Genomic DNA, 20,094 nt, shown 5'->3' with positions numbered 1-20,094 from the left:
AGATGCTCAGACGCTTTTGGCTGTTCTTCGCCCAGGCGGTGACCGTGCTGCTGGCGCTGATGTTCATCATTGCGACCCTCAAACCGCAGTGGCTGCAGCGTCAAGGGCAGTTCGGCAAGCAACTGGCCGAGCCGATCGTCGCGCTCCGAGAGGTGGCACCCGGAATCGGTAGCGGCAGCAATGCCCAGAATTCCTACGCGGACGCGGCGCAAAAGGCGATGCCCGCCGTCGTCAACGTGTTTTCCAGCAAGGACGGCTCGCTTCCGCCCGACCCGCGCGCGAAAGATCCGCTGTTCCGCTACTTCTTCGGCGACAAGAACAAAAAGCAGCAAGAGCAACCCGCGGCCAATCTCGGCTCGGGCGTTATCGTGAGTTCGGAAGGTTACATTCTAACGAACCAGCACGTCGTGGACGGCGCCGATCAGATCGAAATCGCGCTCGCCGACGGACGCACCACGAACGCGAAGGTGATCGGCGTCGATCCCGAGACCGATCTCGCCGTGCTGAAGGTCAACATGACGAATCTGCCGACCATCACGCTCGGCCGCATGGACCAGACGCGCGTCGGCGATGTGGTGCTCGCGATCGGCAATCCGTTCGGCGTCGGGCAGACGGTGACGATGGGTATCGTCAGCGCGCTTGGCCGCAATCACCTCGGCATCAACACGTTCGAAAACTTCATCCAGACCGACGCGCCGATTAATCCCGGCAACTCGGGCGGCGCGCTCGTCGACGTGAACGGTAACCTGCTTGGCATCAACACAGCGATCTACTCGCGCTCGGGCGGATCGCTCGGTATCGGTTTCGCGATTCCTGTTTCGACGGCGCGCAGCGTGCTCGAGAGCATCATCACGACGGGCACCGTGACGCGCGGCTGGATCGGCGTCGAGCCGCAGGACGTGACGCCGGAGATCGCGGAATCGTTCGGGCTGGATCAGAAGTCAGGCGCGATCGTCGCGGGCGTGCTCAAGGGCGGCCCCGCCGACAAGGCGGGGATCAAGCCCGGCGACATTCTGGTGTCGGTCAACGGCCAGGACATCACCGATACCACGCGCCTTCTGAACGTGATCGCGCAGATCAAGCCCGGCACCGACGCGAAGGTGCATCTGGTGCGCAAGAACAAGGAAATGGATCTGAACGTGATGATCGGCAAGCGCCCGCCGCCGCCGAAACAGCCTTCAGACGAAGGCGATGACGACGATGGCGGTTGAGCGATCGGTCAGTCGGCCGGTCGGTTAGCGAAGTCAAACAAAAAGGGCAGTCTCCAACGGAGCACTGCCCTTTTTTGCTTTCTTGACGCGTCTCGGCGTTCGTTCAGCTTGCCGCCCCGCCCTCGTTTTCAGCCCTGGCGACCGGCTTGCTGACGAAGAGCCGCGCCGCGATGATCCCCGCTTCGTACAGCACGATCAGCGGGATCGCGAGAATCAGCTGCGAGAACACGTCCGGCGGTGTCACGACGGCCGAAATGACGAACGCGCCGACAATCACGTACGGCCGGATCTCCTTGAGCTTCTTGATCGTCAGTATGTTCATGCGTACGAGCAACACGACGACGATCGGTACTTCGAACGTCACGCCAAAGGCGAGGAACATCGTCAGCACGAAACTCAGGTAATTGTCGATATCCGTGGTCATCTCCGCGCCGAGCGGCGCGTTGTAATGCGCCATCACGCGGAAAATAGTCGGAAACACGACGAAATACGCGAACGCCATGCCGCACAGAAACAGCGTATAGCTGCTTCCGACGAGCGGACCGACCAGCTTCTTCTCGTGCTGATAGAGCCCGGGCGCAACGAACGCCCAGATCTGGTACAGCACGATCGGCAGGGCGATCACGAAGGCGACGAGCATCGTCACTTTCATCGGCACGAAGAACGAGCCGGTGACGTCGGTGACGATCATCTTGCCGTCCTTCGGCAGATTGTTCATCAGCGGACGCGCGAGCAGCCGGAAGATGTCGGGCGCCCAGTAGACGAGCCCGACGAACACGACAATCACCGAAATGCCCGCGCGGATGATGCGGTCGCGCAGTTCGACGAGATGCGAGATGAAGGTCTCTTCAGTGCCTTCGTTCTGATTTTGGGGGTCGCTCACGCCGGCCCTCGGTAGGAGATTGATGCGCGGGACATCGGACGATCAGAAAAAACGTGTCGGCCGACGCATGCTGACAGGCGTATGCCGTGCGACGCGCGCGGCGCCCGACTGTACGCGCGTGCGCCGCAACGTCGCGCGCTTGTACCAGTTCGGCGTGGCCGTCTGCTTCACGCGCCAGTTCTTGCGTTTGGACGCGGCAGCGTCGGTGCTGCGCCAGGACGTGCCGTCCGTTGTCGCGGCGGAACCGTCGGTCGCGGTCATCAGGCTGTCCGTCTCGCCGCCCGCAATGCTCGGCGACACCGACGTGCCCTGCGTCCACGCTTCGTTCAGTTCCGTTTCGTGCTTGCGCACGTTGTCGTGAATCGTGCTTTCGACGTTATGCGCCGCGGATTCGAACTCGGTCTTCATGCGACGCAATTCGTCGAGCTCGATCTCACGCGTGACTTCGGCCTTCACGTCGTTGACATAGCGCTGCGCGCGGCCGAACAGCGCGCCCGCCGTGCGAGCCACGCGCGGCAGGCGCTCAGGGCCGAGCACGACCAGCGCGACCACGCCGATCAACGCCATCTTGGTTAAACCGAGGTCCAGCATGGATAGGGCTTCCCGTCAGTGCGCGCGTGTCAGCGCAAGCTTCGGCTGGCGCCGGATTAGCGGGAATCGCCGGAATGCGGCGCCTTTTCCTTCGCGTCGACATCAACGGTGTTCGTGCGCGAGAGCTGGTCGCGCTGCTGCCCTTCAGGCGTTTCGCCGTCCTTCATGCCTTCCTTGAAGCCCTTCACCGCGCCGCCCAGATCAGTGCCGATATTGCGCAGCTTCTTCGTGCCGAACACCAGTGCGACGATCAGCAGAACGATCAGCCAATGCCAAATACTCAACGAACCCATAAGAATCTCCTTAACCCCCACCGTCGTGCCTGGCGACGGCAACTATGCGCCTTGCGGCCTGAATCGAAGCACGCTTCACGAACGCACCCCGTCTGCAAAACTACCGCCGACGCCGCTTTATTGCGTCAGCGCCCTCGGTCCCATTATGAACATGTCTGCGAGTCGCTGTCGTTACATCCCTACATAAAGTCACGACGTCGCGATGCCGGGCCCGCCATTGTGCGTAGTCAAAAAGCGGATGCGGCGAATCTTTGCCGATCGGCTCCGTACCGAACGTGCGCCAACGCGCCTGTTTCGCTGCGCGTTTGACCCGCCGTCAGCCCATCCTCAACCACGGGCGCGGTCCCGCCAGCAGATGCGCGTGCAGGTGATAAACCTCCTGCCCACCGCCAGGTCCCGTATTGATGACCGTGCGGAAACCCGTCTGCCCACCCTTGTACGCAACGCCCAGCTGGTCGGCGAGACGTGCAACCAATATCAACATTTTACCAAGCAGGGCCGAATCGCTCTCGGTACAGTTCGACAGCGTCTCGATGTGCTTGCGAGGTATCACGAGCACATGCGTTTCGGCCGCCGGACGGATGTCGCGGAACGCGACGAACTCGTCGTCTTCGTGGACTTTCGTCGACGGGATTTCGCCTGCGGCGATCTTGCAGAAAAGGCAGTTCGGATCGTGGCTCATGGTCTTGGTGGACGGCGAACGCGGCGCGCGCCAGATGCGCTGCTCAGAACCAGCCGCGCGGATTCGTCAGCGGCTTGTTGTCGTACAGATACAGCCAGCCTTTGATGATACGGTACAACGTCCAAATCGCAACAGCCCACAGGATAGGCACGCCGATCAGCACGATGAACAGCGCAACGCCGATCAGATGCCCGATCAGCCCCATCCAGAACGTGCGGATCTGCCACTCGAAATGCGCTTCGTATGGCGTGCCGATAGTCTCTGGCCGCTTGATGTAGTTGATGATGATCGCGATCAGCACCGAGATGCCGCCCGTCAGCCAGTACACGGCGTAGAGCGCGTAGATGATGTGCGTCAGCGTGCGCAGGCTGCGCTGCCGGTCGATTTCGACTGCGCTCTGATACGACGGTGGCGGATAACCGCCGTGCGACTGTTCCATGCTTGCGTCCTCCTGGAGGGTGCGAATGGATACTGTTGCTGTGCCGGTGCTACGTGTCTCGTCGCTTTGTTTCGCCGCGCGCATGCTTGCGCGCGCGGCTATGTCCTGCTCGGGCTCAGTCGCCGTTCTGCTCGCGATCGCGGCTCTTGCGCAATGCCTTTTCCTCGATGCCCGACAAGCCTTCGCGACGCTCGAGTTCGGCGAGCACGTCGGCGGGATTCAGGTCGAAGTGCGACAGCATCACGAGGCAATGAAACCATAGATCGGCTACTTCACCGACGAGCGCCTTGCGCTCCGCGCCGAGGCGCACGTCCTTCGCGGCCAGCACGACTTCCGTGGCTTCCTCACCGATCTTCTTCAGCACCGCGTCGTCGCCCTTGTGGAACAGGCGCGACACATACGAAGCGTCGGGATCGCCGCCCTTGCGGCTGTCGATGACGGCAGCGAGACGCCGAAGCGTATCGTTCGTCGATTGCGTGTTTTGCGTCATTTGTAGATGTGTTCGGGGTCTTTCAGCACGGGATCGACGGCAACCCAGTTACCGGCATCGACCGAGCCTTCGAATTTCTGGAAAAAGCACGAATGCCGGCCCGTGTGGCAGGCGATGCCCGACACCTGCTCGACCTTCAGCAGCACGACGTCTTCGTCGCAATCGAGCCGCACCTCATGCACACGCTGCACGTGGCCCGATTCTTCGCCCTTGAACCACAGGCGCTGGCGCGAGCGGGAAAAATAGACGGCGCGGCCCGTTTCGATCGTCTTCGACAGCGCTTCGCGGTTCATCCACGCGAACATCAGCACGTCGTTGGTCGATGCTTCCTGCGCGATCACGGGCACGAGGCCGTTCGCGTCCCACTTCACCTTGTCGAGCCAGCCGACTTCAGACGGATTCACGTTACAACCTCACCGAAATGCCCTGATCGGCCATGAAGCGCTTGCACTCGCCGACCGTGTGCTCGCCATAGTGGAAGATGCTCGCGGCCAGCACGGCGTCCGCGCGGCCATCCTTGATGCCGTCGGCCAGATGCTGCAACGAACCGACGCCGCCCGACGCGATCACGGGAATGGACACCGCGTCCGACACGGCGCGCGTCAGCGCAATGTCGAAGCCGCTTTTCGTGCCGTCGCGGTCCATGCTGGTCAGCAGGATCTCGCCCGCGCCCAGTTCGGCCATCTTGCGCGCCCATTGGACGGCATCGAGGCCCGTATTCTTGCGGCCGCCATGCGTGAAGACTTCCCAGCGCGGCGTTTCGCCATCGGCCGACACGCGCTTCGCGTCGATCGCGACGACGATGCACTGCGAGCCGTATTTATCGGTCGAATCGCGTACGAGCTGCGGATTCGCCACCGCCGACGAATTCATGCTGACCTTGTCCGCGCCCGCGTTCAGCAGACGCCGCACGTCTTCGACGGCGCGCACGCCGCCGCCGACGGTCAGCGGAATGAACACCTGCGAAGCCACCGCTTCGATGATCGGTAGAATCAGGTCGCGCTGGTCTGACGTGGCGGTGATATCGAGGAACGTGAGTTCGTCCGCGCCCTGCTCGTCGTAGCGGCGCGCGATTTCGACGGGGTCTCCCGCGTCGCGCAACTCGACGAAGTTGACGCCCTTGACCACGCGGCCAGCCGTGACGTCCAGACAGGGAATGATGCGTTTAGCTAAAGCCATGATCTTGCTCTGTTCTTGCCAGTACCGCTGGTGATGCCGCTCGCCGTGCTTCAAAGCGCGGGGAACGGCGCAAGGCCGGCATGCCGGACGCTCTGCGTGCCTGTGAACGATGCCTCAGGCGCGCACGATGCGCAGACGACCCGGCGCTCAGGCGTCGTCCGATTCGCGCAAGCGGTCCGCGTGCGTCTGCGCCGCGGCAAAGTCCAGGTCGCCCGAATAGATCGCGCGGCCGCAGATCACGCCTTCGATGCCTTCGGCTTCCACTTCGCACAGCGCGTCGATATCGCCCATGTTCGACAGGCCGCCGCTCGCGATCACGGGAATCTTCACCGCGCGCGCGAGGCGCACCGTCGCTTCGATATTGATGCCCTGAAGCATGCCGTCGCGGCCGATGTCCGTGTAGATGATCGACTCGCAGCCGTAGTCCTCGAACTTGCGCGCGAGGTCCACCACTTCGTGGCCCGTCAGCTTGCTCCAGCCGTCGGTGGCGACCTTGCCGTCTTTCGCATCGAGGCCGACGATGATATGCCCGCCGAACGCCGTGCACGCTTCGAGCAGGAAGCCAGGGTTCTTCACGGCCGCCGTGCCGATGATCACGTACTCGAGGCCGTCGTCCAGATAGCGTTCGATCGTGTTCAGGTCGCGGATGCCGCCGCCCAGTTGCACGGGAATCTCGCCGCCGACTTCTTCGATGATCGCGCGAATCGCGTCTTCGTTCTTCGGCTTGCCGGCGAATGCGCCGTTCAGGTCGACGAGGTGCAGGCGCCGCGCGCCGCGGTCGACCCAATGTCGGGCCATCACCGCCGGTTCCTCGTGGAAAATCGTCGCCTGGTCCATATCGCCCTGTTTGAGGCGTACACACTGACCGTCTTTCAGGTCGATGGCGGGGATCAGCAGCATAGCAATCGGGTGTTGTCAGGGAGAAAAGTTGAAGATCGGCTGGCGGGAAATCAGGCTGCCGCCCGCGCCAGGCCGTTCCGCTAGTTTAGTACATGTCTTTCGGCGACCTTGCCAACGGTCGTCCGATGCGTGTGCATCGGAGCGAGGCAGCGAGAGCGGACGGAGAACATGGACGGTTAAAGATGCTGACGGCAGGGATCAGGGATTCCAGTCCACGAAGTTGCGATACACGCGCAAGCCCGCGTCGGCGCTCTTTTCCGGGTGGAATTGGGTCGCAAAAATGTTATCCCGCGCCACTGCCGAGGTAAAGGGCACGCCGTACACGGTTTCGCCCGACGTATGCGCGGCGATTTCCGGCACGACGTAATAGCTGTGCACAAAGTAGAAGAACGCGTTGTCGGCGACGCCGTCCCACAACGGGTGCGGCTGCGTCTGACGGACACGGTTCCAGCCCATCTGCGGCACCTTGAAGCGCGAGCCGTCGTCCTGCAGCTGGCCTTCCAGATCGAAGCGCACCACCTTCCCAGGCAACAGGCCCAGGCCCTTCGTATCGCCTTCCGCGCTCCAGTCGAACAGCATCTGCTCGCCGACGCACACGCCCATCAGCGGCTTGCTGCGCGACGCTTCGACGACGGCTTCCTGCAAGCCGGATTCACCGAGCGAGCGCATGCAGTCGGGCATCGCGCCCTGGCCCGGCAGCACCACGCGGTCCGCCGCGCGGATCGCTTCGGGCTTGTCGACGATCGCCACGTCCGCTTCCGGCGCGGCTTTCTTCAACGCCTGGGCGACCGAGCGCAGGTTGCCCATTCCGTAATCCACAATCGCAATCGAAGTTTTCATTTCAAGTTAGGCAGCAACGCCTTCAATCCGTTGACGATGAACTCCACCGCCAGCGCCGACAACATCAAACCCATCAACCGCGTGCCGATGTTGATTCCCGTCCGACCGACCCAGCGGGCAATCGGTTCAGCAAGACTCAGCGATCCGAAACAGAGCGCCGCAATCACAGCGCCGATGCCAATCAGAGTAATCCGCTCGTACCAATGAGGATAGCTGGCCGAATAGACTAGGACAGTACTGATAGAGCCCGGCCCCGTCAGCAGCGGAATCGCCAGCGGCACGACGGCGATGTTGTCCTTCATCTCCGCCTCGTGACGCTCTTCCGGCGTCGAGCGCGCATTGCCGACCTGCGCGTTCAGCATGCTGATCGACATCAGCAGCATGATGATGCCGCCGCCCACTTCGAGCGCGCCGATCGAAATGCCGAAGAAGCGGATGATCTGCTGCCCGAGCAACGTGCTCACCGTAATCACGCAGAACACCGAAATCGACGTGACACGGATCGTGCGGCGCTGTTCAGCGGGCGACAGCTGCGACGTCAGGCTCAGAAAGAACGGTATCGCGCCGACCGGGTTGATCAACGCCAGCAGCGAAATAAACGACTTGATGGTGTCCATCTCCAGCCGGCCGCGCGCCGCGCAACCGGTCCTTTGGGTGGCTTGGGTGGCTATTGCTCGCTCAGAGGCTGCCCTTGGTCGACGGAATCTGCCCCGCCGCGCGCTCGTCCAGTTCGACGGCCATGCGCAACGCGCGGCCGAACGCCTTGAACACCGTTTCCATCTGATGATGCGCGTTCAGGCCGCGCAGGTTGTCGATATGCAGCGTAACGCCGGCATGATTGACGAAGCCGCGGAAAAATTCGATGGAGAGATCGACGTCGAACGTGCCGATACGCGCACGCGTGAACGGTACGTGGAATTCGAGGCCCGGCCGGCCGGAAAAATCGATCACCACGCGCGACAGCGCTTCATCGAGCGGCACGTACGAATGACCGTAGCGGCGAATGCCCTTCTTGTCGCCGACGGCCTTCGCAACAGCCTGGCCCAGCGTGATGCCGACGTCTTCGACGGTATGGTGGTCGTCGATATGCGTATCGCCATGCGACTCGATGTCCAGATCGATCAGCCCGTGGCGGGCAATCTGGTCGAGCATGTGATCGAGGAACGGCACGCCCGTGGCCAGCTTCTGCTGACCGGTGCCGTCCAGGTTGATCTTCACACGGATCTGCGTTTCGCTGGTGTTGCGAACGACTTCCGCAAGGCGCATGGCAATTCCTCGAATCTGACTTTGAAAAAAGTGGGGTTGTGAACGTGCTGACTTCAGTTCAGCACGAGTTTCAGCGCGGCGAGCATTTGAGCGTTTTCTTCCGGCGAACCGACCGTCAAACGCACGCAATTCGCGAGCAATGGATGCATTTTACTCACGTTTTTGATCAAAACCCGCGAAGTAAGAAGGGTTTCGAACGTCGCCGATGCATCGGGCACGCGCACCAGCAGGAAATTGCCCGCGCTCGGGAACACTTCGGCACCCGGCAGCGCGGCGACCAATTGAGCCAGCTTCGTGCGTTCGTCGCGCAGTTGCGCGGCCTGCGCGTCGAGCACGTCGATATGATCGAGCAGGAAATCGGCCGTCGCCTGCGTCAGTACGTTGACGTTGTACGGCGGACGCACCTTGTCGAATTCGTTGATCCATTCCGTGCGGCCCGCCATGTAGCCGAGGCGAATGCCCGCGAGTCCCAGCTTCGACACAGTACGCATCACGACGACATTGTCGAAGTCTCCCGCACGCGGCATCCAGCTTTCTTGCGCGAACGGTTGATACGCTTCGTCGATCACGACGAGGCTTCCGCTCGCCGCGGCGACGATGCGCTCCATGTCGGCCGTATCGAACAGCGTGCCCGTCGGGTTGTTCGGATACGCGAGGTAGATCACGGCAGGCCGGTGTTCAGCGATGGCGGCGAGCATCGCCTCCACGTCGAGCGTGAAGTCGGCGTTCAGCGGCACGCCGACGAACTCCATGCCCGCGAGCTTTGCTGACATCGCGTACATCACGAAGCCCGGCACGGGAGCCAGCACCTTTGCGCCCGGCGTCGCGCACGCCACGGAGATGATGCTGATCAGTTCGTCCGAGCCGTTGCCGAGCAGCACCTCGCAGTTCGCCGGCACGCTCATCACGCGCTTGAGCTTCTCGATAAGCGCCTGCGGACGCGGCGCCGGATAGCGGTTCAGCGCGACGGCCGCCAGATGCTCGCCGAGTTGCGCGGCCAGCGCTTCCGGCAGCGGAAACGGATTCTCCATTGCATCGAGCTTCACGAGGCCCGTCGCATCGGCAACGGGGTAGCTCGTCATCGCGAGCACGTCGCGGCGGATGATGTCTTGAGGTGTCGTCATGGCGTGGGGCGCGCCCGCCTTCTGGCAGGCGACAGCGCAATAGGGGCGGCTCGCGGCCGCCCCGGGTTGAGTTCTCTGTCTTCGTGAAAACGGAGCCGTCTCAAATTCAGCGCGTGTGTTGCCCGCGTGAAAAGCCGGCTCGCCGCAAAAGGTCAGCCTGTGTTCTTCATCCGATACTCGGCGCTGCGTGCATGCGCCTGCAGGCCTTCGCCATACGCAAGCTCAGCGGCAATTTCACCGAGCGTCTGCGCACCGTCCGCGCTCACTTCGATCAGGCTGGAGCGCTTGAAGAAATCATAGACGCCGAGCGGCGACGAGAAACGTGCGGTACGAGACGTAGGCAGCACGTGATTTGGCCCCGCGCAGTAGTCGCCGAGGCTTTCGCTTGTGTAGCGGCCGAGGAAGATCGCGCCCGCATGGCGAATCTGCTGCGCCCACTGCTGTGGCTCCAGCGCGGAAATTTCGAGGTGTTCCGGCGCGATGTCGTTGGCGATCGCGCACGCCTGCTCCATGTCGCGCACCTTGATCAGCGCGCCGCGCCCTTCGAGCGACGCCTGGATCACGTCGCGGCGCGGCATCGTCGGCAATAGTTCGTTGATGGCGTCTTCGACGCGCGCGATGAAACCTTCGTCCGGGCACAGCAAAATAGATTGCGCGAGTTCGTCGTGCTCGGCCTGCGAGAACAGGTCCATCGCGACCCAGCGCGGATCGGTCGTGCCGTCGCATAGCACAAGAATTTCCGACGGACCGGCGATCATGTCGATGCCGACCGTGCCGAACACGCGGCGCTTCGCCGACGCGACATACGCATTGCCGGGGCCGCAGATCTTGTCGACGGCGGGAATGGTCTGCGTGCCGTACGCGAGCGCGCCGACCGCCTGCGCGCCGCCAATCGTGAACACACGATCGACCCCGCCCAGCAGCGCCGCCGCGAGCACGAGCGGGTTCTTCACGCCGTCGGGCGTCGGCACGACCATGACGATTTCGCGCACGCCGGCCACGCGCGCCGGAATCGCGTTCATCAGCACCGACGACGGATATGCCGCCTTACCGCCCGGCACGTAGATACCCGCACGGTCGAGCGGCGTCACCTTCTGACCAAGTACGGTGCCGTCGGCTTCCGTGTACTGCCAGCTATGGCTGCCGCATTCGATCTTCTGCTTCTCGTGATAGCCGCGCACGCGCGCCGCCGCGGCTTCGAGCGCCGCGCGGCGCTTCGGCACCAGGCCTTCGAGCGCCGCTTCCAGCTCCGACATCGGCAGTTCGAGCGCGCCGACATCCTTCGCGTTCAGACGGTCGAAACGGTTCGTATAGTCGAGCACGGCGGCATCGCCACGCGCCTTCACGTCGGCCAGAATCTGCGCGACCGAGCGTTCGATCGCTTCGTCTTCGCTCGCTTCGAACGCGAGCACCGCATGCAGCGACTTCTGGAAATTCTCAGTGCTGGAATCGAGTTTGCGAATCTTGATAGACATGCTGGTATCCGTTTCGGTAAGGCGCGCGAGTCAGACCCGGCTGTGACCTTTGCGTCAGGCCGTTGCGCCGGTGCGTTGCGACGCGCGCTCGAACGCGTTGAGAATGGGCGCCAGCGCCGCGCGCTTCAGCTTCAGCGCCGCCTGGTTCACAACGAGGCGCGACGAGATCTGCATGATCTCTTCGACCTCGACAAGATTGTTGGCGCGCAGCGTGCCGCCCGAGCTGACCAGGTCGACGATCGCGTCGGCCAGGCCCACCAGCGGCGCGAGTTCCATCGATCCATACAGCTTGATCAGATCGACATGCACGCCCTTGGCGGCGAAGTGCTCGCGCGCCACTTCCACATACTTCGTGGCGACGCGCAGACGCGCGCCCTGGCGCACCGCATTCGCGTAGTCGAAACCGGCGGCGACTGCCACCGACATCCGGCAGCGCGCGATATCCAGATCGATCGGCTGATACAAACCGCCGCCGCCGTGCTCGATCAGCACGTCCTTGCCCGCGACGCCGAAATCGGCAGCGCCGTACTCGACGTACGTCGGCACGTCGGTGGCGCGCACGATGATGACGCGCAGGTTCGGATCGGTGGTCGGCAGAATCAGCTTGCGCGACGTTTCCGGGTCTTCCGTCACTTCGATGCCCGCTGCCGCGAGCAACGGCAGCGTTTCATCGAAGATGCGGCCTTTCGACAACGCGAGCGTCAGCGGCTTACCGACCGCCGGCGACGTCGACGTTTGCGGCAATTCGCTCATGCCTGATTACCCTTGATGCGGCGCACCTTCGCGCCGACTGCGGTGAGTTTCGATTCCATCCGGTCGTAGCCGCGATCCAGGTGATAGATGCGGTCGATCAGCGTTTCGCCATCCGCGCACAGGCCCGCGATCACGAGACTCGCCGACGCGCGCAGGTCGGTTGCCATCACCTTCGCGCCCGACAGCTTCTCGACGCCGTTGACGAGCGCCGTCTTGCCGTCGATCGTGATGTTCGCGCCGAGACGGTTCAGTTCCTGCACGTGCATGAAGCGGTTTTCGAAGATCGTTTCGACCACTTGCGACGTGCCTTCAGCCAGCGTGTTGAGCGCCATGAACTGCGCCTGCATGTCGGTCGGGAATGCCGGGTATTCGGACGTGCGGAACGACACGGCCTTCGGACGCTGGTTCATGCGCACGCGCATCCAGTCGTCGCCTTCTTCGATCGTCACGCCTGCTTCGCGCAGCTTGTCCGTCACGGCTTCGAGAATCTGCGGACGCACATGGCGCAACGTGACGTCGCCGCCCGCCGCCGCGACCGCGCACAGGAACGTGCCCGCTTCGATACGATCCGGCACGACCGTGTGCTTGGCGCCGTGCAGCTTGTCGACGCCTTGAATCACGAGACGGTCAGTACCGATGCCGTCGATCTTCGCGCCCATCGCGACCAGCAGATTCGCCAGATCGCCGACTTCCGGCTCGCGCGCGGCGTTTTCGATGACCGTCTCGCCTTCCGCGAGCACGGCCGCCATCAGCAGGTTTTCCGTGCCCGTGACGGTGATCATGTCGGTGATGATGCGCGCGCCCTTCAGACGCTTCGCGCGCGCTTCGATGAAGCCGTGCTCGATGTTGATCTCGGCGCCCATCGCCTGCAGGCCCTTGATGTGCTGATCGACGGGACGTGCGCCGATCGCGCAGCCGCCGGGCAGCGACACCTTCGCTTCGCCGAAGCGCGCGACGAGCGGGCCGAGCACCAGAATCGACGCGCGCATCGTCTTCACGAGTTCGTACGGCGCGACCAGATTGTCGACCTTCGACGCGTCGAGCATCACGCGGCCGTCGCTGCTTTCCGTGCGCACGCCCATCTGGCCGAGCAGCTTGAGCGTCGTGCGCACGTCCTGCAGATCGGGCACGTTGTCGAGATGAACGGGCTCCGCGCTCAACAAGCCTGCGCAAAGGATCGGCAGCGCCGCGTTCTTCGCACCCGAAACAACGATCTCACCAGCGAGCTTCTGCCCGCCTTCAATCACGAGTTTGTCCATGCCTGTTTGTTCCTGATCTGCCCGTCCGCCTGCGGGCGTCTTGTTGTGGGCGGTTGCTGCGGCGCCGTTTGCGGCGTCGCGATTCTCTTGTGTAAGTCGCACTAATGTTCCAGCTAATTTGCAGCTACGTCTAAAGCTTATTGTGCAGCTTGTTTTTCCGCTCTTGCAGCCAGGTTATTGAGCGCCGTCCTCCGACAGACAGCAGGTTTTTCCGCGCAATGTCTATACGCGAGTCAGGCGCTTTGCCATTCGGTGGGCGTCAGCGTTTTCATGCTGAGCGCGTGGATCTCTTCGCGCATCCGGTCGCCGAGCGCCGCATACACGAGTTGATGCCGTTGAATCAGACGCTTGCCTTCGAAATTCGGCGACACGATGGTCGCGAAGAAATGTTGGCCGTCGCCTTCCACTTCGAGATGCTCGCAAGGAAGGCCCGCCGCGATGTAATTCTTGACCTGTTCGGGAGTGGGTAGCATGAGTGCTCCTGTTAATGGTCCAGTCAGTGACGCAGCTTGAAGCCGGACGCGAGCATGCGCATCGCCAGCACGGCCAGCACGACGAAGAAACCGCTGACGATCGCCAGGCTCCACATCGGATTGATATCCGACATACCGAAGAAGCCATAACGAAAGCCGTCGATCATGTAGAAAAATGGATTCAGCCGCGAGATTTCGCGCCACACGGGCGGCAGCGTATGCGTCGAGTAGAACACGCCCGACAGAAACGTGAGCGGCATGATCAGAAAATTCTGGAACGCGGCGAGCTGGTCGAACTTCTCGGCCCAGATGCCCGCGATCAAACCGAGCGTGCCGAGAATCGCCGAACCGAGCACCGCGAACGCGATGATATAAAGCGGCGCGCTGAAGCTCATCGGGATGAACCAGACCGTGACGATGAACACGCCCAGCCCGACGCTCAACCCGCGCACGACGGCCGCGAGCACATACGCGCCATACATCTCCCAGTGCGACAGCGGCGGCAGCAGCACGAACACGAGATTGCCCGTGATCTTCGACTGAATCAGCGACGACGAACTGTTCGCGAACGCATTCTGCAGCACGCTCATCATCACGAGGCCCGGTACGAGGAAGCTCGTGTACAGCACGCCCGGATAGACCTGCACGTGATCGCGCAGCGCGTGGCCGAAGATCGTCAGGTACAGCAATGCGGTGATAACCGGTGCGAGCACTGTCTGGAACGCGACCTTCCAGAAGCGCAGCAATTCCTTGTAGAACAGAGTACGGAAACCGTTCATGCCAACCCCTCGACCACTTCCGGCCCGTTCATCACCTGCATGAACACGTCTTCGAGGTCGGCCTTGCGGACCTCGATTTCATCGAACGTGCAACCGGCCGTGCGGCATTGCGCGAGGATGCGTTCCACGTCGTCGTAGCTCGACAGACGCAGCAGATGCTGACGTCCGTTGACATTGGTAGGATCGACTTCGAGCACCCGCAATTCGGCGGGCAGCACGCCTTGCGCGAAACGGATGAACAGTTGCGTGCCCGCGAAACGTTCGAGCAGCGTGCTGGTGCGCTCCAATGCGACGACTTCACCGCGCCGTAGCATCGCAATGCGGTCGCACAGCGATTCGGCTTCTTCCAGATAGTGCGTGGTTAGCACGATCGTGTGCCCTTCGCGATTCAGGCGCGAGATGAATTTCCACAGCGTCTGGCGCAATTCGACGTCGACGCCCGCCGTCGGCTCGTCGAGCACGATCACGGGCGGCCGGTGGACGAGCGCCTGCGCGACCAGCACGCGACGCTTCATCCCGCCCGACAGCGCACGCATGTTCGCGTCCGCTTTTTCGGTGAGATCGAGATTGGCCATCACTTCGTCGATCCAGTCGTCGTTCTTGCGCAGGCCGAAGTAGCCCGACTGGATGCGCAGCGTCTCGCGCACGGTGAAGAACGGATCGAACACGAGTTCCTGCGGCACGACGCCGAGCGCGCGGCGCGCGAGACGGAAGTCGTCGACGACGTGGTGGCCGTGAACCGTGATGCTGCCTTCATCGGCGCGGGCGAGGCCGGCGAGGATGCTGATGAGCGTCGTCTTGCCGGCGCCGTTCGGACCGAGCAGCCCGAAGAATTCGCCTTGTTCGACGGTGAAGCTGACGCCTTTGAGCGCTTGCAGATCCTTGTAGCGCTTCCTGACGTTACGAATTTCAATCGCTGACATGACTGTGCGCCGTCAAAGTGGACAGCGCCTGATAGATCGCCCGGCAAGGGCGCGAATGCATGGGGGAACGAAATTGGGGCCGGGTGCAATAGACCGCTTGCGCTGCTGCTGCAACCTCTACGGCCGTTTCCGCGATGCGGGATGGAATGGCCAGGCGCCAAAAAACGTTTGATTATAGGGCAAAAGTCGAACCGCCCGACTTGCCTTGGGAGAACGTGAGCCAGCGCAAAGGGTGAAACGCGGCGCGAAGCTCACTGACGCGTGAGCGTCAATGTCGTACGGTGATGAGGGTATCGACGCCGTAGGCTTGCGCGAGACTGGACAGCCCCGCAGGGAGGTTGACGACGACGAGCGGCGTGCCGCGCGCGCTCGCCGCGCGTTGCCATGCGAGCAGCACGGCCAGCGCCGACGAATCGAATTGCGTGAGTGCCGCACAGTCGACCGCCGTCGCGCCGCTGCCGATGCGCGCGAGACCCGCCGCGAGCGCGGCATTCGCGCTCGCGTGGGTCAGGGTGCTGCCAGTTTCGAACGCGTTGACGGGCGTGCTCACCGGCGCGCTGACAAAGTTGTTCACGACTGTTTGCCGTTTGCGAGTTGCTGGTTGCGTGCCGTCAGGAACTGGATCAGACCGTCGACACCGCTCTTCTGGATCTGCTCGTTGAACTGCTGCTGGTACGCCTGGATCAGCCATGCGCCGAGCACGTTCAGGTCATACACGCGCCAGCCTTGCGGCGTCTTGTACAGACGGTAGTCTAGTTCGACGGGCGAGCCGTTGTTCATCACGACCGAGCGGACCACCACGTCGGTGTCTTCCGGGCTCGCGCGGAACGGCTTGTACTGGATTTCCTGGTCCTTCACCTGAGCCAGCGCGCCAGAATACGTACGGATCAGCAGCGTCTTGAACTGCTCGACGACTGCGTTCTGCTGCTCCGGCGTCGCCGTGCGCCAGTTGCGGCCCATCGCGAGTTGCGTCGTGCGGCGGAAGTCCGTGTACGGAAGAATCTTCTCGTTCACGAGCTTCGTGACGGCACCGATGTTACCGCTCTGGATCGTCTTGTCGGCGCGCACGGCGTCGATCACCTGCTGCGTGACGGTCTTGACCAACACGTCAGGATTGCTGCTATCGACGGCTTGCGCCGACGCCGCGCCACTGAATGCAAAGAGAGCTGCAATAAACGGGATAAAGAAGAAGAATTTTTTCATTTCCAGTCCTGCAAAAAAAATAAGCTTGGTTTGGAGGCGACGATATCACGCGAGTTCAGCCGCCATCCACGCCCAAACTGCGAGAAACGTATCCGAGTGTTACGACAGACGGATACGCCGCTCGCATTTGTTATGCCTCAGCGCAGCTTCAGCGACGGGTAGCCGAAGTGCGCCGGCGGCACGATCTGGCCACCGGGGACGGTCGGCGGCGCATCGGTGCCCGACGCCGGCTGAGCGGCACCCGCTGCATCGTTCGAAGACGCACCCGAAGCCGCCTCCGGCGCCGAAGCCGGCGTGGGTGCGGGCGCAGTTGCCGCGCCGCCGTCGACGTCCTCGTATTTCGGCAGCGGTGCTTCGCTGCCGTAGTCCGGCAGCCCCGCCGACGCATTGCCGCCCGTCAGCAGATAGCGGCGGCGCTGCAGATACGCGTTACGCACGAACGAGTATTTGTCGAGCGCAGCGCCTTCGAGCACGTCGCTTGCGTTCAGCAGGTTCGCGCGCGTGTTGACCACGTTCAGACCGTAGAGCGCCCAGCTCACGCTGTCCGGCTGCACGTACGTGAGCGGATTGATGAAGTAGTTGCCCACCATGCCCACGCCGTCGCGCACCGTGCTCGGCCCGAACAGCGGCAGCACCAGATACGGACCAGGCGGCACGCCATAGTGACCGAGCGTCAGGCCGAGGTCGTTGTCGTGCTTCGGCAGCTTCGCGAGCGTCGCGACGTCGAACAGGCCGCCGACACCGAAGATCGTGTTGATCACGATACGCATGATGTCCGATACGCCATCGGCGATCTTCAGCTGCAGCAGGTTGTTCGCCGCGATGTACACGTCGCCGATGTTCGAGAAGAAGTTGGTGACGCTGTCACGCACCGGTTGCGGCGTGACAAACACGTAGCCCTTCGCGACCGGCTTCAACGCGTACTTGTCGAGCGTGTCGTTGAACGTGAAGACCGTACGGTTGAAGCCCTCGATCGGATCTTCCTTCGTCGGATTCTGAACGGTTGCGCAACCCGCCAGCACTGCCACCGCCAGCGTGATCCCCGCGACACGTAAGCGTGTCGTGTTCATTGTTATTCTCCTTATTGGCCGGATGCACCCGAAGCGGCTGCAGCCGAAGCTGCAGGAGCCGGGTCTGCCAGCGCAGGCGCCGCAGCAGATGCACCGGGTTTGGCAGCGCCCGAATCCGCTGCCTTGCTATACAGGAACTGCCCGATCAGATTCTCCAGGACGATAGCCGATTGGGTCATCGTGATCGTGTCGCCGGCTTTCAGCATTTCGCTGTCGCCACCCGGCTCAAGACCGATGTACTGCTCACCCAACAGGCCCGACGTCAGAATCTTCGCGGACGTGTCTTTCGGAAACTGATATTGCTTGTCGAGATCGAGCGTCACGAGCGCCTGATACGAATTGCTGTCGAAGCCGATCGATTCGACGCGGCCCACCGTCACGCCCGCGCTCTTCACGGGCGCGCGGACCTTGAGGCCACCGATATTGTCGAACTTCAGCTTGACCGGGTACGTCGCCTGAAACGACAGCGAGCTCATGTTGCCCGCCTTCAGCGCGAGGAACAGCAACGCGATGAAGCCGAGCACCACGAACAGACCTACCCAGAAATCGAGAGCAGTTTTTTTCATCGTCATCCCAAAGAGAATCTATGCCGCTGCGGCGCAAGCGCTGCGCGGCGCACCGCGCGAAGGTTGGCTCGCCACCGCCTAGCTGAACATCAGCGCGGTCAGCAGGAAATCGAGACCGAGCACGGCCAGCGACGCGTAGACGACTGTCTTGGTCGTCGCGCGCGACACGCCTTCCGGCGTGGGCTTCGCTTCGTAGCCCTGGTAGAGCGCGATGAACGTCACCGCGAAGCCGAACACGATGCTCTTGATCACACCGTTGCCGACGTCGCGATACGCATCGACACCGCCCTGCATCTGCGACCAGAACGCGCCGGCGTCGACGCCGATCATCAGCACGCCCACCACGTAGCCGCCGAGCACGCCCACCGCGCTGAAAATCGCCGCGAGAATCGGCATCGAGATGATGCCCGCCCACAGGCGCGGCGCGACGACCACTTTCAGAGGATCGACGGCCATCATTTCCATCGCCGTCAGTTGCTCGCCCGCCTTCATCAGGCCGATTTCGGCCGTGAGCGACGTGCCCGCGCGCCCGGCGAACAGCAGCGCCGTCACCACAGGCCCGAGTTCGCGCACCAGCGACAGCGCGACCAGCAGGCCGAGCGCCTGTTCGGAGCCGTAGCGGTTGAGCGTGTAGTAACCCTGCAACCCGAGCACGAAGCCGACGAACAGCCCCGACACTGCGATGATCACCAGCGAATAGTTACCGACGAAGTGGATCTGCTTCGTGACAAGACGCGGACGGCGCAGCAGCGGAAAGAATTCGAGCACGAGACGCACGAACATGCGCGTCGCATAACCCGTCTGCCCGAGCCCGCAGATGACGGAACGGCCGATGAAGCTGATCATGCGCGGCCTCCGCCGATGCCAAAATCCGCCGCGAGCGGCGTGCTGCTCGGATAGTGAAATTTGAACGGACCGTCGGGCGTGCCGTCGATGAACTGGCGCACCGTCGGGTCCGTCGATGCGCGCAGTTCCGCCGGCGTGCCTTCGGCGAGGACGCCGCCATTGGCGAGGAAGTAGACGTAATCGGCGATCGCGAACGACTCAGGCACGTCGTGCGTGACGAGGATCGACGTTGCGCCGAGCGCCGTGTTGAGCGCACGAATCAGGTTGGCCGTGATGCCGAGCGAAATAGGGTCGAGACCGGCGAACGGCTCGTCGTACATCATCAGTTCGGGATCGAGCGCGATGGCGCGGGCGAGCGCCACGCGGCGGGCCATGCCGCCCGAAATCTCCGACGGCGCGAGGTCGCGTGCGCCGCGCAACCCGACCGCGTTGAGCTTCATCAACACGAGGTCGCGGATCAGTTCTTCGGGGAGATCGGTGTGCTCGCGCAGGGCGAAGGCGACGTTTTCGAACACCGACATGTCGGTGAAAAGCGCGCCGAACTGGAACAGCATGCCCATCTTGCGACGCAGCTCGTACAGGTCTTCACGCGTCTGCGTGCCGATGTCCTGCCCGTGGAACAGCACCTGGCCGCGCTGCGAGCGCACGAGGCCGCCGATCAGCCGCAGCACGGTCGTCTTGCCGCACCCCGAGCCGCCCATGACCGCGACCACCTGGCCGCGTTTGAAGCGCAGATTCAGGTTCGACAGGACGAGCCGCTCGCCGTAGCCGAAGTCGACGTCGCGCAGTTCAAGGAGGGTCTCGGAAGAGGAAGGCACGTAACTGACAGTCCTTTTACACGGAAGGCCG

At 62.8% G+C, this 20,094-nt stretch carries 26 protein-coding genes; 1 reads left to right on the top strand and 25 read right to left on the bottom strand.

The genetic code is table 11. The features are described 5' to 3' along the window. Window positions 1-2 precede the first annotated feature (2 nt). A complete protein-coding gene (locus SB822_RS29660) occupies window positions 3-1,211 on the top strand; it encodes a Do family serine endopeptidase (RefSeq protein ID WP_007731819.1) in 1,209 nt (402 codons plus the stop codon). Window positions 1,212-1,314: 103 nt separating this feature from the next. Here the strand turns inward: SB822_RS29660 and tatC are convergent, their stop codons facing one another. From tatC to SB822_RS29535, 25 genes are all read right to left on the bottom strand, one after another. Next, window positions 1,315-2,094: a twin-arginine translocase subunit TatC gene (tatC, locus tag SB822_RS29655; RefSeq protein ID WP_007731831.1), complete on the bottom strand. Its 780-nt coding sequence runs from the start codon at window positions 2,092-2,094 to the stop codon at window positions 1,315-1,317. A 42-nt stretch (window positions 2,095-2,136) separates the two neighbouring features. Beyond that, a complete protein-coding gene (gene tatB / locus SB822_RS29650; RefSeq protein ID WP_007731833.1) occupies window positions 2,137-2,685 on the bottom strand; it encodes a Sec-independent protein translocase protein TatB in 549 nt (182 codons plus the stop codon). 56 nt (window positions 2,686-2,741) lie between these two features. Further along, window positions 2,742-2,978 carry a Sec-independent protein translocase subunit TatA gene (gene tatA / locus SB822_RS29645; RefSeq protein ID WP_007731834.1) on the bottom strand — a complete coding sequence of 79 codons (237 nt, stop codon included), beginning with the start codon at window positions 2,976-2,978 and terminating at the stop codon, window positions 2,742-2,744. Window positions 2,979-3,294: 316 nt separating this feature from the next. Then, the gene (locus SB822_RS29640) at window positions 3,295-3,660 is read right to left on the bottom strand and encodes a histidine triad nucleotide-binding protein (RefSeq protein ID WP_007731835.1); all 366 of its coding nucleotides are present in this window, start codon (window positions 3,658-3,660) and stop codon (window positions 3,295-3,297) included. Between the two features lie 43 nt (window positions 3,661-3,703). Next, complete coding sequence (locus SB822_RS29635; RefSeq protein WP_007731836.1) at window positions 3,704-4,099, bottom strand: DUF4870 family protein; 396 nt, start codon at window positions 4,097-4,099, stop codon at window positions 3,704-3,706. A gap of 115 nt (window positions 4,100-4,214) precedes the next feature. After that, window positions 4,215-4,589, bottom strand: a complete 375-nt coding sequence (locus SB822_RS29630) for a phosphoribosyl-ATP diphosphatase (protein ID WP_007731837.1) — start codon at window positions 4,587-4,589, stop codon at window positions 4,215-4,217. Next, window positions 4,586-4,993, bottom strand: a complete 408-nt coding sequence (gene hisI / locus SB822_RS29625; protein ID WP_007731838.1) for a phosphoribosyl-AMP cyclohydrolase — start codon at window positions 4,991-4,993, stop codon at window positions 4,586-4,588. Before hisI ends, SB822_RS29630 begins: the two co-directional genes overlap by 4 nt. A gap of 1 nt (window position 4,994) precedes the next feature. Continuing rightward, window positions 4,995-5,768: an imidazole glycerol phosphate synthase subunit HisF gene (hisF, locus tag SB822_RS29620; RefSeq protein ID WP_007731839.1), complete on the bottom strand. Its 774-nt coding sequence runs from the start codon at window positions 5,766-5,768 to the stop codon at window positions 4,995-4,997. Window positions 5,769-5,915: 147 nt separating this feature from the next. Next, the gene (hisA, locus tag SB822_RS29615) at window positions 5,916-6,668 is read right to left on the bottom strand and encodes a 1-(5-phosphoribosyl)-5-[(5-phosphoribosylamino)methylideneamino]imidazole-4-carboxamide isomerase (protein ID WP_007731840.1); all 753 of its coding nucleotides are present in this window, start codon (window positions 6,666-6,668) and stop codon (window positions 5,916-5,918) included. Between the two features lie 198 nt (window positions 6,669-6,866). Beyond that, on the bottom strand, window positions 6,867-7,508 hold the full coding sequence (gene hisH / locus SB822_RS29610; RefSeq protein ID WP_007731841.1) for an imidazole glycerol phosphate synthase subunit HisH: 642 nt from the start codon (window positions 7,506-7,508) through the stop codon (window positions 6,867-6,869). Continuing rightward, window positions 7,505-8,125, bottom strand: coding sequence for a MarC family protein (locus SB822_RS29605; protein WP_009771323.1), 621 nt, complete (start codon window positions 8,123-8,125; stop codon window positions 7,505-7,507). Before SB822_RS29605 ends, hisH begins: the two co-directional genes overlap by 4 nt. Before the next feature lie 61 nt (window positions 8,126-8,186). Then, a complete protein-coding gene (hisB, locus tag SB822_RS29600) occupies window positions 8,187-8,774 on the bottom strand; it encodes an imidazoleglycerol-phosphate dehydratase HisB (RefSeq protein WP_007731843.1) in 588 nt (195 codons plus the stop codon). 53 nt (window positions 8,775-8,827) lie between these two features. Then, entirely contained in the window at window positions 8,828-9,898 is a 1,071-nt protein-coding gene (gene hisC, locus SB822_RS29595; RefSeq protein WP_007731844.1) for a histidinol-phosphate transaminase, read from the bottom strand. Window positions 9,899-10,050: 152 nt separating this feature from the next. Further along, on the bottom strand, window positions 10,051-11,373 hold the full coding sequence (gene hisD / locus SB822_RS29590) for a histidinol dehydrogenase (protein WP_007731845.1): 1,323 nt from the start codon (window positions 11,371-11,373) through the stop codon (window positions 10,051-10,053). A 54-nt stretch (window positions 11,374-11,427) separates the two neighbouring features. Continuing rightward, entirely contained in the window at window positions 11,428-12,126 is a 699-nt protein-coding gene (hisG, locus tag SB822_RS29585) for an ATP phosphoribosyltransferase (RefSeq protein ID WP_007731846.1), read from the bottom strand. Then, a complete protein-coding gene (gene murA / locus SB822_RS29580; protein WP_007731847.1) occupies window positions 12,123-13,385 on the bottom strand; it encodes a UDP-N-acetylglucosamine 1-carboxyvinyltransferase in 1,263 nt (420 codons plus the stop codon). The genes hisG and murA overlap by 4 nt, the downstream gene beginning before the upstream one ends. A gap of 233 nt (window positions 13,386-13,618) precedes the next feature. Then, a complete protein-coding gene (locus SB822_RS29575; RefSeq protein WP_007731848.1) occupies window positions 13,619-13,858 on the bottom strand; it encodes a BolA family protein in 240 nt (79 codons plus the stop codon). Window positions 13,859-13,881: 23 nt separating this feature from the next. Beyond that, window positions 13,882-14,637 carry an ABC transporter permease gene (locus SB822_RS29570; protein WP_086909681.1) on the bottom strand — a complete coding sequence of 252 codons (756 nt, stop codon included), beginning with the start codon at window positions 14,635-14,637 and terminating at the stop codon, window positions 13,882-13,884. Beyond that, a complete protein-coding gene (locus tag SB822_RS29565; protein ID WP_007731850.1) occupies window positions 14,634-15,560 on the bottom strand; it encodes an ABC transporter ATP-binding protein in 927 nt (308 codons plus the stop codon). Before SB822_RS29565 ends, SB822_RS29570 begins: the two co-directional genes overlap by 4 nt. Before the next feature lie 268 nt (window positions 15,561-15,828). Further along, the gene (locus tag SB822_RS29560; protein WP_007731851.1) at window positions 15,829-16,134 is read right to left on the bottom strand and encodes a lipid asymmetry maintenance protein MlaB; all 306 of its coding nucleotides are present in this window, start codon (window positions 16,132-16,134) and stop codon (window positions 15,829-15,831) included. Further along, entirely contained in the window at window positions 16,131-16,763 is a 633-nt protein-coding gene (locus tag SB822_RS29555) for a phospholipid-binding protein MlaC (RefSeq protein ID WP_007731852.1), read from the bottom strand. The genes SB822_RS29560 and SB822_RS29555 overlap by 4 nt, the downstream gene beginning before the upstream one ends. Before the next feature lie 137 nt (window positions 16,764-16,900). Further along, window positions 16,901-17,833 carry a VacJ family lipoprotein gene (locus SB822_RS29550; RefSeq protein WP_007731853.1) on the bottom strand — a complete coding sequence of 311 codons (933 nt, stop codon included), beginning with the start codon at window positions 17,831-17,833 and terminating at the stop codon, window positions 16,901-16,903. An 11-nt stretch (window positions 17,834-17,844) separates the two neighbouring features. Then, a complete protein-coding gene (gene mlaD, locus SB822_RS29545; protein WP_007731854.1) occupies window positions 17,845-18,399 on the bottom strand; it encodes an outer membrane lipid asymmetry maintenance protein MlaD in 555 nt (184 codons plus the stop codon). 78 nt (window positions 18,400-18,477) lie between these two features. Further along, window positions 18,478-19,245 carry a lipid asymmetry maintenance ABC transporter permease subunit MlaE gene (mlaE, locus tag SB822_RS29540; RefSeq protein ID WP_007731856.1) on the bottom strand — a complete coding sequence of 256 codons (768 nt, stop codon included), beginning with the start codon at window positions 19,243-19,245 and terminating at the stop codon, window positions 18,478-18,480. Further along, complete coding sequence (locus SB822_RS29535) at window positions 19,242-20,063, bottom strand: ABC transporter ATP-binding protein (RefSeq protein ID WP_007731857.1); 822 nt, start codon at window positions 20,061-20,063, stop codon at window positions 19,242-19,244. The genes mlaE and SB822_RS29535 overlap by 4 nt, the downstream gene beginning before the upstream one ends. Between the last annotated feature and the right edge of the window lie 31 nt (window positions 20,064-20,094).

Origin of the sequence: Paraburkholderia sp. SIMBA_054 (assembly GCF_046534875.1) — a bacterium.
Classification (GTDB): domain Bacteria; phylum Pseudomonadota; class Gammaproteobacteria; order Burkholderiales; family Burkholderiaceae; genus Paraburkholderia; species Paraburkholderia hospita.
This window is presented reverse-complemented; position numbering and strand designations above follow the sequence as displayed.

Excerpts from the sequence above, each read along its gene's own strand:
- SB822_RS29660 (WP_007731819.1), top strand. The coding sequence starts at position 3 with ATGCTCAGACGCTTTTGGCTGTTCTTCGCCCAGGCGGTGACCGTGCTG.
- tatB (WP_007731833.1), bottom strand. The coding sequence starts at position 2,685 with ATGCTGGACCTCGGTTTAACCAAGATGGCGTTGATCGGCGTGGTCGCG.
- tatA (WP_007731834.1), bottom strand. The coding sequence starts at position 2,978 with ATGGGTTCGTTGAGTATTTGGCATTGGCTGATCGTTCTGCTGATCGTC.
- SB822_RS29640 (WP_007731835.1), bottom strand. The coding sequence starts at position 3,660 with ATGAGCCACGATCCGAACTGCCTTTTCTGCAAGATCGCCGCAGGCGAA.
- SB822_RS29635 (WP_007731836.1), bottom strand. The coding sequence starts at position 4,099 with ATGGAACAGTCGCACGGCGGTTATCCGCCACCGTCGTATCAGAGCGCA.
- SB822_RS29630 (WP_007731837.1), bottom strand. The coding sequence starts at position 4,589 with ATGACGCAAAACACGCAATCGACGAACGATACGCTTCGGCGTCTCGCT.
- hisF (WP_007731839.1), bottom strand. The coding sequence starts at position 5,768 with ATGGCTTTAGCTAAACGCATCATTCCCTGTCTGGACGTCACGGCTGGC.
- hisA (WP_007731840.1), bottom strand. The coding sequence starts at position 6,668 with ATGCTGCTGATCCCCGCCATCGACCTGAAAGACGGTCAGTGTGTACGC.
- hisH (WP_007731841.1), bottom strand. The coding sequence starts at position 7,508 with ATGAAAACTTCGATTGCGATTGTGGATTACGGAATGGGCAACCTGCGC.
- SB822_RS29605 (WP_009771323.1), bottom strand. The coding sequence starts at position 8,125 with ATGGACACCATCAAGTCGTTTATTTCGCTGCTGGCGTTGATCAACCCG.
- hisB (WP_007731843.1), bottom strand. The coding sequence starts at position 8,774 with ATGCGCCTTGCGGAAGTCGTTCGCAACACCAGCGAAACGCAGATCCGT.
- hisC (WP_007731844.1), bottom strand. The coding sequence starts at position 9,898 with ATGACGACACCTCAAGACATCATCCGCCGCGACGTGCTCGCGATGACG.
- hisD (WP_007731845.1), bottom strand. The coding sequence starts at position 11,373 with ATGTCTATCAAGATTCGCAAACTCGATTCCAGCACTGAGAATTTCCAG.
- hisG (WP_007731846.1), bottom strand. The coding sequence starts at position 12,126 with ATGAGCGAATTGCCGCAAACGTCGACGTCGCCGGCGGTCGGTAAGCCG.
- murA (WP_007731847.1), bottom strand. The coding sequence starts at position 13,385 with ATGGACAAACTCGTGATTGAAGGCGGGCAGAAGCTCGCTGGTGAGATC.
- SB822_RS29575 (WP_007731848.1), bottom strand. The coding sequence starts at position 13,858 with ATGCTACCCACTCCCGAACAGGTCAAGAATTACATCGCGGCGGGCCTT.
- SB822_RS29570 (WP_086909681.1), bottom strand. The coding sequence starts at position 14,637 with ATGAACGGTTTCCGTACTCTGTTCTACAAGGAATTGCTGCGCTTCTGG.
- SB822_RS29565 (WP_007731850.1), bottom strand. The coding sequence starts at position 15,560 with ATGTCAGCGATTGAAATTCGTAACGTCAGGAAGCGCTACAAGGATCTG.
- SB822_RS29555 (WP_007731852.1), bottom strand. The coding sequence starts at position 16,763 with ATGAAAAAATTCTTCTTCTTTATCCCGTTTATTGCAGCTCTCTTTGCA.
- SB822_RS29550 (WP_007731853.1), bottom strand. The coding sequence starts at position 17,833 with ATGAACACGACACGCTTACGTGTCGCGGGGATCACGCTGGCGGTGGCA.
- mlaD (WP_007731854.1), bottom strand. The coding sequence starts at position 18,399 with ATGAAAAAAACTGCTCTCGATTTCTGGGTAGGTCTGTTCGTGGTGCTC.
- mlaE (WP_007731856.1), bottom strand. The coding sequence starts at position 19,245 with ATGATCAGCTTCATCGGCCGTTCCGTCATCTGCGGGCTCGGGCAGACG.